At 43.0% G+C, this 15,516-nt stretch carries 14 protein-coding genes; 4 read left to right on the top strand and 10 right to left on the bottom strand.

Annotation, left to right across the window (positions count from 1 at the left end; all coding sequences use genetic code 11):
- Window positions 1-31 precede the first annotated feature (31 nt).
- Window positions 32-835 carry an inositol-1-monophosphatase gene (gene suhB, locus HGG78_RS05220; protein WP_053310410.1) on the top strand — a complete coding sequence of 268 codons (804 nt, stop codon included), beginning with the start codon at window positions 32-34 and terminating at the stop codon, window positions 833-835.
- Between the two features lie 197 nt (window positions 836-1,032).
- Here the strand turns inward: suhB and secF are convergent, their stop codons facing one another.
- From secF to queA, 5 genes are all read right to left on the bottom strand, one after another.
- Complete coding sequence (secF, locus tag HGG78_RS05215) at window positions 1,033-1,980, bottom strand: protein translocase subunit SecF (RefSeq protein ID WP_053310411.1); 948 nt, start codon at window positions 1,978-1,980, stop codon at window positions 1,033-1,035.
- Between the two features lie 14 nt (window positions 1,981-1,994).
- Window positions 1,995-3,851, bottom strand: a complete 1,857-nt coding sequence (gene secD / locus HGG78_RS05210) for a protein translocase subunit SecD (RefSeq protein ID WP_172532259.1) — start codon at window positions 3,849-3,851, stop codon at window positions 1,995-1,997.
- 21 nt (window positions 3,852-3,872) lie between these two features.
- Entirely contained in the window at window positions 3,873-4,205 is a 333-nt protein-coding gene (yajC, locus tag HGG78_RS05205; RefSeq protein ID WP_053310413.1) for a preprotein translocase subunit YajC, read from the bottom strand.
- 118 nt (window positions 4,206-4,323) lie between these two features.
- On the bottom strand, window positions 4,324-5,454 hold the full coding sequence (tgt, locus tag HGG78_RS05200; protein WP_053310414.1) for a tRNA guanosine(34) transglycosylase Tgt: 1,131 nt from the start codon (window positions 5,452-5,454) through the stop codon (window positions 4,324-4,326).
- Between the two features lie 129 nt (window positions 5,455-5,583).
- Window positions 5,584-6,636, bottom strand: coding sequence for a tRNA preQ1(34) S-adenosylmethionine ribosyltransferase-isomerase QueA (queA, locus tag HGG78_RS05195; RefSeq protein WP_172532258.1), 1,053 nt, complete (start codon window positions 6,634-6,636; stop codon window positions 5,584-5,586).
- A gap of 228 nt (window positions 6,637-6,864) precedes the next feature.
- On the opposite strand from queA, the gene HGG78_RS05190 reads away from it, so the two are divergent.
- Window positions 6,865-7,320, top strand: a complete 456-nt coding sequence (locus tag HGG78_RS05190) for a CBS domain-containing protein (RefSeq protein ID WP_172532257.1) — start codon at window positions 6,865-6,867, stop codon at window positions 7,318-7,320.
- Between the two features lie 137 nt (window positions 7,321-7,457).
- Here HGG78_RS05190 and aceA read toward each other — a convergent pair whose 3' ends face one another.
- From aceA to HGG78_RS05175, 3 genes are all read right to left on the bottom strand, one after another.
- Complete coding sequence (gene aceA / locus HGG78_RS05185) at window positions 7,458-8,768, bottom strand: isocitrate lyase (RefSeq protein ID WP_053310417.1); 1,311 nt, start codon at window positions 8,766-8,768, stop codon at window positions 7,458-7,460.
- Between the two features lie 143 nt (window positions 8,769-8,911).
- Window positions 8,912-10,549: a malate synthase A gene (gene aceB, locus HGG78_RS05180; RefSeq protein ID WP_172532256.1), complete on the bottom strand. Its 1,638-nt coding sequence runs from the start codon at window positions 10,547-10,549 to the stop codon at window positions 8,912-8,914.
- Window positions 10,550-11,141: 592 nt separating this feature from the next.
- Complete coding sequence (locus HGG78_RS05175) at window positions 11,142-12,047, bottom strand: hydrogen peroxide-inducible genes activator (protein WP_053310419.1); 906 nt, start codon at window positions 12,045-12,047, stop codon at window positions 11,142-11,144.
- Window positions 12,048-12,245: 198 nt separating this feature from the next.
- Here HGG78_RS05175 and HGG78_RS05170 point away from each other — a divergent pair, with 198 nt between their 5' ends.
- Entirely contained in the window at window positions 12,246-12,857 is a 612-nt protein-coding gene (locus tag HGG78_RS05170) for a peroxiredoxin C (RefSeq protein ID WP_053310420.1), read from the top strand.
- A 274-nt stretch (window positions 12,858-13,131) separates the two neighbouring features.
- On the top strand, window positions 13,132-13,869 hold the full coding sequence (locus tag HGG78_RS05165; RefSeq protein ID WP_053310421.1) for a copper homeostasis protein CutC: 738 nt from the start codon (window positions 13,132-13,134) through the stop codon (window positions 13,867-13,869).
- Between the two features lie 90 nt (window positions 13,870-13,959).
- Here the strand turns inward: HGG78_RS05165 and phoU are convergent, their stop codons facing one another.
- Both phoU and pstB read right to left on the bottom strand, forming a co-directional pair.
- Window positions 13,960-14,661 carry a phosphate signaling complex protein PhoU gene (gene phoU / locus HGG78_RS05160; protein ID WP_168523110.1) on the bottom strand — a complete coding sequence of 234 codons (702 nt, stop codon included), beginning with the start codon at window positions 14,659-14,661 and terminating at the stop codon, window positions 13,960-13,962.
- 36 nt (window positions 14,662-14,697) lie between these two features.
- Complete coding sequence (gene pstB / locus HGG78_RS05155; protein WP_172532255.1) at window positions 14,698-15,516, bottom strand: phosphate ABC transporter ATP-binding protein PstB; 819 nt, start codon at window positions 15,514-15,516, stop codon at window positions 14,698-14,700.

Raw genomic sequence — 15,516 nt, 5'->3', positions numbered from 1 at the left:
TTCGTTCTTTAACATCCGTTGGGAAAACTGTATGCATCCAATGCTAAACATAGCTATTCGCGCTGCGCGAAAAGCTGGCAATCATATTGCTAAATCGCTAGAAAACGCTGAGAAAATCGAAACCACTCAGAAAGGCACTAATGACTTTGTTACTAACGTAGACAAAGAAGCAGAAGCTATGATCATAGATACAATCAAGAGTTCTTACCCAGAACACTGTATCGTTGCTGAAGAAAACGGTCTTATCGACGGTAAAGATAAGGACGTTCAATGGATCATCGACCCACTGGATGGCAACACAAACTTTGTAAAAGGTTTACCTCACTTCGCGGTTTCTATCGCTGTTCGTATCAAAGGAAAAACAGAAGTTGCTTGTGTTTATGACCCAATGCGTAACGAGCTATTTACCGCTCAACGTGGTTCTGGTGCACAACTAAACAACTCTCGTATCCGTGTTAAGCAATTGAAAGATCTTCAAGGTGCGGTACTGGCTACAGGCTTCCCATTCAAACAAAAACAACACTCTGAATCTTTCATGAAGATTATGTCTGCTCTTTTTGTTGAATGTGCGGATTTCCGTCGTACAGGTTCCCCAGCTCTAGATTTATGTTACCTAGCAGCAAACCGTGTTGATGGTTACTTCGAATTGGGCTTGAAACCTTGGGATATGGCTGCTGGTGAGCTAATCGCTCGTGAAGCTGGTGTTATCCTGACTGACTTTGCTGGCGGTACTGACTACATGAAGTCTGGTAATATCGTTGGCTCAAGTGCTCGCGGCGTAAAATCAATTCTTAAACACATCCGCGAAAACGGTAACAGCGCTATCCTTAAATAGATTGCACTGAACAGTATCAAGCTCCGTCACAGCTGATTCAAGCCTCGTATAGCAATATACGAGGCTTTTTCTTTACCTTAAGTATCATACCAATTTCACATTAGAAAAAAGCCGCAGAATTTTCTGCGGCTTTTGGCGTTTAAATGATTTTTAGTAATCAAGACATACCCAAATAACTTGAAGTTGCAGGTATAACTCTAAGGGAGTTCGTCAAACTCAGCACCTTCTTTTTCCACTTGAGGTGGAAGTAAGTGCTCACGTGTGATACCCAATTTCAATGCCAGTGCAGACGCAACATAGATTGAAGAGTAAGTACCAACAGTGATACCCAATAGCAATGCCGTTGCAAAACCATGAATGTTGGCACCGCCCTGCACAAACAGTGCAATAACTACTAGCAAAGTCGTACCGGATGTAATTAATGTACGGCTTAATGTTTGGGTGATTGAGCTGTTCATAATTTCCGCGGAATCACCTTTACGCAATTTGCGGAAGTTTTCACGGATACGGTCAAATACAACGATGGTATCGTTGAGCGAGTAACCCACCACCGTCAGCAGTGCTGCCACAATAGTCAGATCAACCTCAATTTGCATAATAGAAAATATGCCAAGAGTAATGATAACGTCGTGCGCCAAAGCCAAAACCGCCCCTGCCGCTAAACGCCATTCAAAGCGCATAGACACATAGAGCAGGATACAAATTAGAGAAGCAAGAATGGCTAAACCACCCGCTTCAGCCAACTCATCACCCACGTTTGGCCCAACAAACTCAATACGGCGCATCTCAACACTACTACCAGTTCCTTCTTTGATAGCTGAAAGGATCTGGTTGCCAAGTGTTTCACCCGCGACATTGTCGCGAGGACGCAAACGAACCATCACCTCACGCGCAGAGCCAAAGTTCTGCACAGTTGCATCACCAAACCCTTTCGCTTCAAGTGCGCCACGGATATCTTCAAGGTTAGCAGGCTGTTCAAAGCCAACTTCAATTAAAGTTCCGCCAGTAAAATCTAAACCCCAATTCAACCATTTAGTTGAAAGTGTAAAGAGTGAAGCACCTATCATCAAAATTGAGAAAATAAACGCTAACTTCGACCAACGCATAAAGTCGATCGTTTTATCTGCTTTTAGAATCTGAAACATAATAATTCCTAGCCTTAGATCGACAGTTTTTTGATACGTTTACCACCGTATAACAGGTTCACAATACAGCGAGTCCCAATAATAGCGGTGAACATAGAAGTTAAAATACCGATAGAAAGTGTGACGGCGAAGCCTTTAATGGCCCCCGTGCCCACAGCGAACAAGATGATCGCTGTAATCAGCGTAGTAATGTTAGCATCGGCAATGGTACTGAATGCATTCGCATAACCTTGGTGGATAGCTTGCTGCGGGTTGCGCCCTTCTCGAAGCTCTTCGCGAATACGCTCAAAGATCAGTACGTTCGCATCAACCGCCATACCCACTGTTAATACAATACCTGCGATACCTGGTAGCGTCATAGTGGCCCCAGGAATCATCGACATTACACCGATAATCAGTACTAGGTTAGCCATCAGCGCGATGTTGGCAATAAGACCAAATCCACGGTAGTAAAGCAGCGTAAACAGCATAACCGCCACCATGCCCCAGATACACGCTTGCACACCCATGTCGATATTTTGTTGCCCCATTGATGGACCAATCGTACGCTCTTCAACAATAGAGATCGGTGCAATCAGTGCCCCCGCTCGCAACAATAATGCTAAGTTGTGCGCTTCAGCCACAGAATCAATGCCAGTAATACGGAAGTTACGACCTAGCGCTGACTGAATCGTCGCTTGGTTGATCACTTCTTCTTGCTTAGCAAGGATCACTTTGCCTTCCGGAGTCTTACGACCACTGTCTTTGTATTCTGCAAAAACGGTTGCCATCAACTTGCCAATGTTCTTTTTAGAGAACGCTGACATTTTATTACCACCTTCACTATCTAGTGAGATGTTAACTTGCGGGCGTCCGTATTCATCGGTGCTTGAGCTTGCATCAGTAATGCTCGCACCACCTAGAATCACACGCTTTTTCAACACCACAGGGCGCTGATTACGGTCGAACTTAATTTCGCTACCTGCAGGAACACGACCTGAAGCAGCTGCCGCTAAATCCGCTTTGTCATCAACTTCGCGGAACTCAAGGGTTGCTGTTGCCCCTAAAATTTCTTTAGCACGAGCTGTGTCTTGAACACCAGGAAGTTCAACCACAATGCGGCTTGCACCTTGGCGTTGAACCAAAGGCTCAGCGACCCCAAGTTCATTCACACGATTACGTAAAATCGTAATGTTCTGCTCAACGGCATAATTACGAATTTCTTGTAAACGTTGCTCGGTAAATTTAGCGGTTAAGATAAATCGTCCGTTAGCATCAGACTCAGCAAACGTCATGTCAGGGTGTTTTGAAGCCAGTGTCGCTTTCGATTGTTCAAGTTGCTCTGCATCACGCAGAGTTACCTCAACGGTATCGTTACCTACTGTACGAATAGCGCGGTAACGAATTTTTTCATCACGAAGTTCACTACGAAAAGCTTCTTCTTGTTGTCCTGACAATTTTTCCATTGCCGCATCCATATCCACTTCCATTAAGAAGTGAACACCACCACGCAAGTCAAGACCAAGCTTCATTGGTGCAGCACCAATAGATTCCAGCCAACTAGGTGTAGAAGGAGCAAGGTTCAGTGCAACGATAGTATCTTTGCCTAACGCTTCACTAATGATGTCACGAGCACTAATTTGTGTATCAGTATCGTTAAATCGAACAAGAATTGATCCATTTTCTAAAGCAATGGATTTATGAGAAAGGCTCTCTTTATCAAGAGCATTGGTGACAGCATCCAGCGTTGACATATCTACAGAGGCGCCACGCGCCCCTGTAACTTGAATAGCCGGATCTTCACCGTAGATATTTGGAAGTGCATATAAAGCGGAAATGGCAATGGCAAACACTACCAATAAATACTTCCATAACGGATAACGGTTTAGCACAGCGAGGATCCTCTAGCTGTTTTATAGAGACTTAAGCGTACCTTTTGGTAACACTGCAGTAACGAAATCTTTTTTGATCACAATTTCATTGTTCGCGTTTAGCTCGATAGTGATGTAGTCGCTATCTTCTGCGATTTTAGTGATTTTACCAACTAGACCACCGCTAGTTAGCACTTCATCGCCTTTACCCATCGCAGCCATTAAGCTTTTGTGCTCTTTTACACGCTTTGCTTGTGGGCGGTAGATCATGAAGTAAAAGATAACCGCGAACATGCCAAGCATGATTAGCATTTCAAAACCGCCACCTTGTGGTGCACCTTCACCTGCTGCGTGTGCTACAGAAATTAAACTCATTGAGAAACGTCCTCTAAATTATTGTTGATGTTGAATCTATTGGGCTGCATCATCTCGATTTCAAGTTTACAACTTCACAAATCATAAATAATACAGCCTGGTAATGTTGATTTAGCTATTACTGACCAAGAGGCGGAACGTCACGGTTGCGGCGAGCGTAAAACTCTTCCACAAACGCATCGAAGCGATCTTCTTCAATGGCTAAACGAATACTTGCCATCAAGCGTTGGTAATAACGTAAGTTATGAATCGTATTTAAGCGCGCACCAAGAATTTCGTTACAACGATCTAGATGGTGCAAATATGATTTCGAATAATTTTTGCAAGTGTAACAGTCACAATGCGGATCAAGAGCGCTTGTATCAGTTTTATGTACTGCATTACGGATCTTGATCACACCGCCAGTTACAAATAGGTGGCCATTACGTGCATTTCGCGTAGGCATAACGCAGTCAAACATATCAATACCACGACGTACGCCTTCCACTAAGTCTTCAGGTTTGCCAACGCCCATTAGGTAACGTGGCTTATCTTCTGGCAATTGTGGACAAGTATGTTCTAGCACACGGTGCATGTCTTCTTTAGGCTCACCAACCGCTAAACCACCCACGGCATAACCGTCAAAACCGATATCAGTCAGTCCTTTCACAGAAACATCGCGCAAGTCTTCGTAAACACCACCTTGGACAATACCAAATAGAGAGTTAGTGTTTTCTAACTTGTCGAAATGGTCTCGTGAACGTTGAGCCCAACGCAGTGACATTTCCATCGATTTTTTCGCTTCGTCATGTGTCGCTGGGTATGGCGTACACTCATCGAAGATCATCACGATATCAGAACCGAGATCTTTTTGAATTTCCATCGACTTTTCAGCGTCCATGAAAATTTTATCGCCATTGACCGGGCTACGGAAATGCACACCTTCTTCAGTGATTTTACGAATATCACCTAGGCTGAATACTTGGAAGCCGCCTGAATCGGTTAAAATTGGACCTTGCCAATTCATAAAGTCATGCAAGTCACCATGCATTTTCATCACTTCTTGACCTGGGCGTAACCACAGATGGAAAGTGTTACCTAGCAGGATTTCTGCGCCAGTCTCTTTCACTTCTTCAGGTGTCATACCTTTTACGGTGCCGTATGTACCAACAGGCATAAATGCTGGAGTTTGTACTGTACCGCGTTCAAACGTTAATTGACCACGACGGGCATTACCATTTTTCTTTTTAAGTTCGTATTTTAATTTCACGAAGCCTCCAAATGTCAGAGAAACAGTCTGACGTTTCATTACTGGGTGCAAGCACCCTACGAGAGCGGTCGCCAATTCCTTGCGAAGAATGAAGTTACACTTCTTTCCCTAGCCTACTGCTAGCACTCGTTAATTGGTTTTCTTGGTAATAAACATCGCATCACCGTAGCTAAAGAAGCGATATTCATTCTTCACAGCATGTGCATAAGCCGCCATAGTATATTCGTAGCTGGCAAAGGCACTTACTAACATAATCAGTGTCGATTCTGGCAAGTGGAAGTTAGTGATTAAGCAGTCGACCAACTGGTATTCATATCCTGGGAAGATGAATATTTCAGTATCACCAAAAAATGGCACTAATTCGGTACCATTTTTCAAAGCATCTTGCGCAGCACTTTCTAATGAACGAACTGATGTCGTACCAACCGCAATCACGCGACCACCGCGTGCTTTCGTTGCTGCAATTGCATCAACAACCTCTTGAGGAACTTCAACGTATTCCGCATGCATGTGGTGATCGTTAATGTTATCTACTCGCACTGGTTGGAATGTTCCAGCGCCGACATGCAAGGTGACGTAAGCAAATTCGACACCTTTGGCCTTAATTTGTTCCAGTAACGCTTCATCAAAGTGTAATCCCGCGGTCGGGGCTGCCACAGCGCCAGGCTTCTGGTTATATACCGTTTGATAGCGTTCTTTATCGGTATCTTCGTCTGGTCGGTCAATATACGGTGGTAATGGCATGTGACCAATCTGATTTAAAATGTCGAGCACTGCCGTTTGTGCAGTAAAACGAATTTCAAATAAAGCATCATGACGAGCAACCATTTGTGCATGGTATTCATCATTCTCACCCAAATAGAGCTCACTACCTGGTTTTGGCGGTTTAGATGAGCGAACATGCGCCAAAATGGTATGTTCATCTAACATACGTTCAACGAGTACTTCTAATTTACCGCCAGAAGCTTTACGGCCAAACATACGAGCAGGAATCACTCGTGTGTTATTGAACACCAACAGATCACCAGCTTGAACTCGGTCAACAACGTCTTTAAATGAGCCGTCGATAAGCTCACCACTGTTGCCGTCTAACTGAAGTAGTCGGCTGGCTGTACGCTCCGCTTTTGGGTAACGAGCGATAAGCTCATCTGGAAGTTCAAAGTGAAAATCGGAAACTTGCATAGTTCTAGTCTTGTTCGCTTTTGGGTGGACAACGTAATTTTTTAAGCGCGCTAGTATATACGGAAAGTTGTTCCACCGTCAGATCAAGATACAAATTTAATGTAATTAAAAATGAAAATGGTGGGTTACTTTTAACCACTCATCAAAGTAAAAACAGATTCAACTCTCAAACATTTTGCCCAAAAAAACCTATAGTTGAAGGAGACAAATAATAAGAAGGAGTTGGTTATGATCAAAATCGAAGACATGATGACTCGCAACCCCCATACTTTGTTGCGCTCTCACACTCTTGCCGATGCTAAACACACCATGGAAGCATTGGACATTCGCCATGTGCCTATAGTCGATGCCCATAAGAAGCTACTTGGGATTGTCACCCACCGTGACATTCTTGCTGCCCAAGAATCTAGCCTACAGAAAATACCAAGTGATCAATCTTATACGTTCAGCACTCCATTATATGAAGTGATGAATACTGAAATTATGTCCGTTGACCCACAAGCGGGGCTAAAGGAAAGCGCTATCTATATGCAAAAGCATAAAGTCGGTTGCTTACCAGTGGTTGATAAAGGACAGTTGGTCGGCATCATCACCGACACGGATTTTATTGGTGTTGCAGTAACACTCTTAGAGCTTCAAGAAGAAAGTGAACCCGAAGAGATAGACGTGGATAATGATTTGTAAGCGCGAAAAAATAAGATCTAAAAAGAAAAAAGAGCGGCTTTCGCCGCTCAAACGTGTTGCACAGATTATTGTTCTACTGGTTTCCCCGACTGGCGATAAGGGAAAGACTCCAATTCTTGGGCTTTGGAGTGGTTGACTTAAAATTGCTCTTCTTCTGTTGAACCTGTCAATGCGGTCACTGAAGAATTGCCACCTTGAATGGTGTTTGTCATGCGGTCGAAGTATCCTGTACCCACTTCTTGTTGGTGTGCAACGAAAGTGTAACCTTTAGAGGCCGCTTCAAATTCAGGACGCTGAACTTTTTCAACATAGTGACGCATACCTTCACCTTGCGCGTAAGCATGTGCTAACTCAAACATGTTGTACCACATGTTGTGAATGCCCGCTAAAGTGATGAATTGGTACTTGTAACCCATATCTGACAGTTCTTGTTGGAAACGAGCGATCGTCTCGGCATCTAGGTTTTTCTCCCAGTTAAACGAAGGCGAGCAGTTATACGCAAGCAATTGGTCTGGGTATTCAGCAAGAATTGCTTCTGCAAATTGACGAGCTTCTTCCAAATCTGGTTTCGCTGTTTCACACCAAACTAAATCAGCGTAAGGCGCATAAGCCAAACCGCGCGAGATTGCTTGGTCGATCCCGGCTTTCACTCGGTAGAAACCTTCTTGAGTGCGCTCACCTTGAATGAAATCACGATCATAAGGGTCACAATCAGAAGTCAGCAAATCAGCGGCGTTTGCATCAGTACGTGCAATCACTAGCGTTGTAGTACCCGACACGTCAGCGGCCAATCGTGCTGCCACCAGTTTTTGCACCGCTTCTTGGGTCGGCACTAGAACTTTACCGCCCATATGACCACATTTTTTAACCGAGGCGAGTTGGTCTTCAAAATGGACACCCGCAGCGCCCGCTTCAATCATCGATTTCATCAATTCATAAGCATTCAATACACCGCCAAAACCCGCTTCCGCATCGGCAACAATCGGTAGGAAGTAATCGATACCACCTTCATCTTCAGGTGATTTACCACCAGCCCATTGAATTTGGTCTGCGCGACGAAATGAATTATTGATGCGTTTTACCACTGATGGCACAGAGTCAACGGGGTAAAGTGATTGATCAGGGTACATGGTTGAAGCGGTATTATTATCCGCAGCAACTTGCCAACCTGAAAGATAAATGGCTTCGATACCCGCTTTCGCTTGCTGTACAGCTTGACCACCCGTTAGTGCACCTAAACAGTTAACATAACCTTTTTTAGCGCTACCGTTGACCAGTGACCACAATTTATCAGCACCACGCTGGGCAATAGTGTTAGCCGGTGTAATAGACCCACGTAGGTCGACCACTTCAGCAGCAGTATAAGTACGCTTTACATTTTTCCAGCGCGGATTGGTTGCCCAATCTTTTTCAAGAGCTTCAATTTGTTGGCGGCGAGTTAATGTCATGTTCTATCCCTCTTATTTGATGCGCAAGCGCATTGTCATCCTTTTCTCAGCAGTACATCCTGATCTGCTTTTGAAAACTGTTCACGTTATTGGTGTATTGTTTTGTTTATTAATGTATTAGGCTTTTATTGTTTTAAGTCTCATCAATCCAAGTAGTCATAACCTGGAACGGTGAGAAAGTTGGTTAGCTCATCACTCGTCGTCAAACGCGACATGAGTTGAGCGGCTTCGGTAAATCGACCTGCTGCAAAACGTTCAACACCAATCTCATACTTAACAACCTCAATTTCTTGTTCGAGATACAGCTCAAACAGCTCCTTAGTGACGACTTGACCGTTATCTAGCGTTTTGCCGTGCTTAATCCACTGCCATATAGATGCTCGCGAGATCTCTGCCGTAGCGGCATCTTCCATCAATCCGTAAATTGGCACACAGCCGTTACCGGAGATCCAAGCTTCAATATATTGCAGCGCAACACGAATATTGTGTCTCATACCTTGCTCTGTACGCTCCCCTTCACAAGGCTCGAGAAGATCATGAGCGTGGATAGGCGAATCAGAAAGTCGCGTCACATCAAGTTGATTACTGCGTTCGCCAAGCACTTGGTCGAAAACCGCTTTTGCCGTATCCGCAAGCCCTGGATGAGCCACCCATGTACCGTCATGACCATTGTTTGCTTCTAGTAATTTGTCGTGATGAATTTTATCTAGGACTTGCTGATTAACTTGTGGATCTTTGGCCGGAATAAAGGCAGCCATACCTCCCATCGCGAACGCGCCACGTTTATGGCAGGTGTAAACCAGCAATCTTGAATAAGCATTGAGGAATGGTTTTTCCATTGTCACCACTTGGCGATCAGGCAACACTCGGTCAGGGTGGTTTTTCAATGTTTTAATGTAGCTAAAGATGTAATCCCAACGTCCGCAGTTCAAACCAACAATATGCTCTTTGAGAGAGAACAATATTTCATCCATTTCAAATACAGCAGGCAGAGTTTCAATCAATACCGTGGCTTTTATGGTTCCCGTTTCTAGACCGAAATACTCTTCCGTAAAGTGGAAAACATCACTCCACCACTTCGCTTCTTGATACGCTTGTAATTTAGGCAAATAAAAATATGGACCACTGCCTTTTTTCAATAACGTTTTGTAATTATTGTAAAAATACAGAGCAAAATCAAACAGTGAACCCGGGATACTCTGTCCCTCAAACTGAACATGTTTTTCTTTGAGGTGCAAACCTCTAACACGACAAATCAGTACTGCTGGATTTTCTGCTAACTGATAACACTTGCCATTGTCGGGGTTGGTATAACTAATAGTTCCGTTCACCGCATCGCGAAGGTTAACTTGCCCATCCAATACTTTCCCCCATGCCGGTGACATTGAGTCTTCAAAATCAGCCATGAAAACTTTGACATTAGCGTTCAGTGCGTTAATCACCATTTTGCGGTCTGTAGGTCCGGTGATTTCAACACGGCGATCTTGTAAGTCTTGTGGGATCCCCAGAATTTTCCAGCTTCCCTCTCGAATATCTTGGGTATCTTTTAGGAAGTCAGGAAGCACACCAGCGTCGATCTGAGCCTGTCGCTCTTCTCGAGTGGCAAGCAGTTCATCAACTCGGCCGGCAAATTTAGCACACAAGCTCGATAAGAAGGTTTGGGCTTCAACAGGGAAAATGGCTTGATGTTGTGGATCAATTGAACCACGAAGCTCAATCTTGGCTTCGCTATTGTGTTCTTCATTCTGTGCTAAATCTGTCTCTGGGGTCTGTGCAAGCATAACTTTCTTCCTTAAAAATTAGTCGACCACATTTGTAACTTTAAAACCACAAATTCAAATGCTTTCTTGGGTTCATCTTTAACTTTTCTTTGTTTATACCTTGTCTTAGATGACGTTACATTTCAAGGCTAACCAAACTAGACATAAGTCTTACAAAGCCTTAATAAACCTTACACCAACAGCAATTAGAGTAAAAGATCAAAAGTTAACAAATGGTTAAATTTGAAGTTTTATTCCGTTTGAAACAACTGATTGATTTTGGCTGCGTTTTTGTAATTAATTACGTTATTTAATTACAAGATAATTTTTAAATGGAATTCGTTTTAAACAGGCGTTCGAATTAATGATAAGCGGATAAGCAATTGTGTTAATTAATAGTGGAGAACCTAACTCGACGTTTATTTAAACAACACGTCGGACAAAAGCTGTGAAATTGAGGTTGTGAAGTTTTCTTAATTTATGAAATCTTCAACAAGAATTACTTGTAAAATTTTACAAGTCAAAAAACACCAACAGAATAAAAAACTAAAAAGCCCACTAAAAACAGTGAGCTTAAAGTCATTTATCGCATTTCATGAGCTAAGACTAAGTGCTAGAGCAGAGCTGAAACCACATCCGCTAATTGATTAAAAGTCGTAGTTCGAGATGAACTTGGCCGCCATACTAAGCCAATTTCACGGTATGCCTGCTGGCCAGGAGGATCAACGACCACTAAGTTTTGGTTGTCTAACAACCCATGGTCGATGGCCATTTGCGGAATAAAGGTAGTGCCTAAGCCATTGGCGACCATCTGTACCAAGGTATGCAAGCTGGTCGCAGTAAAAGGATTAATTTTCTCTTTGTCTGTTAGCTTACAAGCTGAAACGGCGTGTTCAGTAAGACAGTGTTCATTCTCAAGTAAAAATACTGACTCATCAGGTAGATCATCGTATTTGATAGGTACCCGAATACGGTCAGCCTGATGACGACTGATAACCATTCGAAACGGATCTTTGCCAACGACTCGACTGGCCATGTTGCCTATCTCAATCGGCAGCGCCAAAATTAGCACATCCAATTCACCATGGCGCAATGCGGTTAATAAATTAGCCGTGGTATCTTCTCGCAACAATAAGTTGAGTTTTGGAAAATGCGTGTTTATCTCTTGCACTAAATCGCACAATAAAAAAGGAGCAATCGTCGGAATACACCCCAACTTAAGCTGTCCTTGCATATCATCACCTTGGCATAGTTTACCAAGCTCAACCAAGTCCTGGCCTTTTGCCAATAACTCACGCCCTTGACTCACCACCAATTCACCCGCATGAGTAAATACTAAAGGGCTTTTTTTGTCTTTCTTTTCATATAAAGGACAACCAATTAACTCTTCTAAGTTTTGAATACCTTTGCTAAGGGTCGATTGGCTAACAAAGCATCTATCAGCCGCATCACTAAAGTGTCGGGTTTCATGAAGTGTCACTAAATAATGTAATTGCTTTAAACTCGGCCATTTATTCATAATTTTATTAGTATCTTATATCATTACTGTCTAATAGATAACGATTCTAGGCTTATCGCTTTTTTCGATTAACTTAATCTATTTATTTCGCTTTTTTCAATACTACAATCTGTACTATAGTTTGTCTCGTTCAAACACGGACTGAACCGAAACAAACTTATCGGTTCGGAACTAAACATAATTCTTAGGAGCAAAAAAATGGTACTAGTTGGTCGTAAAGCCCCTGATTTTACTGCAGCAGCTGTTCTTGGTAACGGTGAAATCGTTGATAGCTTCAACTTCGCAGAATTTACTAAAGGTAAGAAAGCGGTAGTTTTCTTCTACCCACTAGACTTCACTTTCGTTTGCCCATCAGAGCTAATCGCTTTTGACAAGCGTTTCGAAGACTTCCAAGCTAAAGGCGTTGAAGTAATCGGCGTTTCTATCGATTCTCAGTTCTCTCACAACGCATGGCGTAACACTGCTGTTGAGAATGGCGGTATTGGTCAAGTTAAATACCCTCTAGTTGCTGACGTTAAGCATGAAGTTTGTAAAGCATACGATGTAGAGCACCCAGAAGCAGGCGTTGCTTTCCGTGGTTCTTTCCTAATCGACGAAGATGGCCTAGTACGCCACCAAGTTGTTAATGACCTACCACTAGGCCGTAATATCGACGAAATGCTACGTATGGTTGACGCACTAAACTTCCACCAAAAGAACGGTGAAGTGTGCCCAGCACAATGGGAAGAAGGTAAAGCAGGTATGGATGCATCTCCAAAAGGTGTTGCAGCATTCCTATCTGAGCACTCAGACGACCTAGGCAAGAAATAATTACTCCTTAGCCCGCGCTCAACTCGGGTCAATGGTTGGACATATAATAAAGCGTAAAACGCATCGCCAATCAGTTAAGAAGTAAAGTCCTTATCCAAGCCCAAAGCACTGCTTTGGGCTTTTTGTTATGTGTCAAATTATGCTGCGCAGAAACTGTTATACAAATGAGGTATGTTTACTTGGCAAACTTTACCCCTATTTCCCACTTGCCTCACACAGACTCCAGTATAATTACTTGCTAATATTGGATAAATTTTACAAATAGAGCTTTGCTATGAATACTCAAATTGAAGTCTGCATTGATAATATTGAATCACTGCACAATGCCATTGCAGGTGGTGCAACCCGTATTGAGCTCTGTTCATCACTGGCCTTAGGCGGCTTAACACCGAGTTTTGGTTTGATGAAAAAGGCCGCTGAGATTTCAACTATTCCCGTTTATGCGATGATCCGCCCACGCCAAGGTGATTTCCTTTACGATCAAGACGATATCGACTCAATGTTAATCGATATTGAAATGGCGAAACAAGCAGGGTTGAATGGTATTGTCTTTGGAATTTTGAACCCAAATCGAACCATTAATATTGACGCTAGCCAACAAATGATGAAAGCAGCGCAAGGTTTAGGTAGTACTTTTCACCGCGCTATTGACCAATGCCATAGCTATAAACAAGCAATTGAAGATGTTGCTTCTCTCGGATGTGAGCGAATACTTACTTCAGGTTTAGCACCCAATGCTTATAGTGGAAGATCTGTAATTGCAGAAATGGTGAAGCTTGCAGGTGATCGCTTTTCTATCATGGCGGGCGCAGGGCTAAATGCGAGTAATATTGGCGAGGTGATCAAAGAAACAGGCATTACTGAAATTCACCTATCGAGTAAATCAACCCGAGCCAGTAAAATGGACATGATCGCCAATGCGATAAAAATGGGACACGATTCTATCGATGAGACCTTGATTCCAGTCACCGATGTAGAGTTACTCCAAGAAGTCGTACGTCAGCTCAGTTAGCAATTAGCAACTAGCAACTAGCAACTAGCAACTAGCAACTAGCAACAGAGTAAAGTCTTGCATAAAAGGTGAAGGAAAAGTCTTCACCTTTTAAGGTTTAAGTAAGTCATCAATAGATTGCTTGTCTAAATGCCGCACATCTTTACCTTTCACAAAGTAAATAATGTATTCGCAGATATTTTGACAACGGTCTCCAACCCGCTCAATAGCGCGAGCCGACCACATCACTTGCAAAATATGTGGGATATTTTTCGGGTCTTCCATCATGTAGGTCATCAATTGTCGAATGACCGCTTCATATTCAGCGTCTAATTTATCATCCAGTTTGTACACTTCTGCCGCTGACTCAATATCCATTCGAGCAAATGCATCTAACACTTGATGTAACATCGCGATAGCTTGACGACATAAAGGTTCCAGGGAAACGTGAAATTTGCTCTCTTTTACTGAAGGGCTTTCAATCGCAACGTAGGCGATTTTAGTCGCAACATCACCAATTCGCTCAAGATCAGTAATGGTTTTGATGATCGCCATAATTAAACGTAAATCTTTCGCTGTCGGTTGACGTTTAGCTATAATCCGCGTGCAGGCTTCATCGATAGAAACTTCTAATGCATTGACTTTATGATCATCCCGAACCACCTTGCGAGCTAGGTCAGCATCATCTTTATGTAATGCCTGCATCGCAAAAGAAAGTTGTTGCTCCACCAGCCCGCCCATGGTTAAAACATGAGTACGGATTGACTCAAGTTCAACATTAAATTTTCCTGAAATGTGGCGACCTAGCTGCATTATGCTTCCTTTTAAAATACGTTATTGATTAAAATATTAACCATACCTACCAGTAATATAGTCTTCGGTCTGTTTTTTCAATGGTGATGTAAAAATCGAGTCCGTATCCGCATACTCAATCAATTTTCCCATATGGATAAAAGCCGTATGATCGCTCACCCTTGCCGCTTGTTGCATGTTGTGGGTAACAATGACGACCGTGTATTTGGTTTTCAGATCGTTAATCAGCTCTTCGATAGTCAAGGTTGAGATAGGATCAAGTGCCGATGTTGGTTCATCTAATAATAGCACTTCTGGTTCAATAGCTATCGCTCGTGCAATGACCAAACGCTGCTGCTGTCCACCCGATAACCCAAAGGCATTTTCATGCAATCGATGTTTTACTTCATCCCATAACGCAGCTGAACGTAAGGCTCGTTCAACCGCGTCGTCTAAGGTTCGGCTATTTTTAACCCCTTGCAGGCGCAATCCATAAACCACATTTTCATAAATCGATTTAGGAAATGGGTTAGGTCTTTGGAACACCATCCCAACACGACGACGTAAAGTTGCCACATCCACTTCTGGATGATACACATTTTTACCATGCAGCTTGACTTGCCCTTCAACTCGGCACCCTTCGACTAAATCGTTCATACGATTAATGCAACGCAATAGTGTCGACTTTCCACAGCCAGAAGGTCCAATGAAAGCAGTCACCTGCCCCTTAGGAATTCGCATTGAAATATTGCTCAACGCTTGAGTTTGTTTGTAAAACAGGTTGAGCCCTTCTATCGCTATCGCGGTTTGCTTATCGCTCAAATTGTTTACATCTAACGGGGCGTGATAACCCAAAGTTTGATTGGTGGAAAACAT

It is taken from the genome of Vibrio aestuarianus, assembly GCF_012395185.1.
Classification (GTDB): Bacteria; Pseudomonadota; Gammaproteobacteria; order Enterobacterales; family Vibrionaceae; genus Vibrio; species Vibrio aestuarianus.
The sequence above is the reverse complement of the archived record's forward strand: the minus strand, read 5'-3'. Positions and strand labels throughout refer to the sequence as shown.

Coding starts and splice junctions, on each gene's coding strand:
- suhB (WP_053310410.1), top strand. CDS start 32: ATGCATCCAATGCTAAACATAGCTATTCGCGCTGCGCGAAAAGCTGGC.
- secF (WP_053310411.1), bottom strand. CDS start 1,980: ATGTTTCAGATTCTAAAAGCAGATAAAACGATCGACTTTATGCGTTGG.
- yajC (WP_053310413.1), bottom strand. CDS start 4,205: ATGAGTTTAATTTCTGTAGCACACGCAGCAGGTGAAGGTGCACCACAA.
- queA (WP_172532258.1), bottom strand. CDS start 6,636: ATGCAAGTTTCCGATTTTCACTTTGAACTTCCAGATGAGCTTATCGCT.
- HGG78_RS05190 (WP_172532257.1), top strand. CDS start 6,865: ATGATCAAAATCGAAGACATGATGACTCGCAACCCCCATACTTTGTTG.
- aceA (WP_053310417.1), bottom strand. CDS start 8,768: ATGACATTAACTCGCCGCCAACAAATTGAAGCTCTTGAAAAAGATTGG.
- aceB (WP_172532256.1), bottom strand. CDS start 10,549: ATGCTTGCACAGACCCCAGAGACAGATTTAGCACAGAATGAAGAACAC.
- HGG78_RS05175 (WP_053310419.1), bottom strand. CDS start 12,047: ATGAATAAATGGCCGAGTTTAAAGCAATTACATTATTTAGTGACACTT.
- HGG78_RS05170 (WP_053310420.1), top strand. CDS start 12,246: ATGGTACTAGTTGGTCGTAAAGCCCCTGATTTTACTGCAGCAGCTGTT.
- HGG78_RS05165 (WP_053310421.1), top strand. CDS start 13,132: ATGAATACTCAAATTGAAGTCTGCATTGATAATATTGAATCACTGCAC.
- phoU (WP_168523110.1), bottom strand. CDS start 14,661: ATGCAGCTAGGTCGCCACATTTCAGGAAAATTTAATGTTGAACTTGAG.
- pstB (WP_172532255.1), bottom strand. CDS start 15,516: ATGTTTTCCACCAATCAAACTTTGGGTTATCACGCCCCGTTAGATGTA.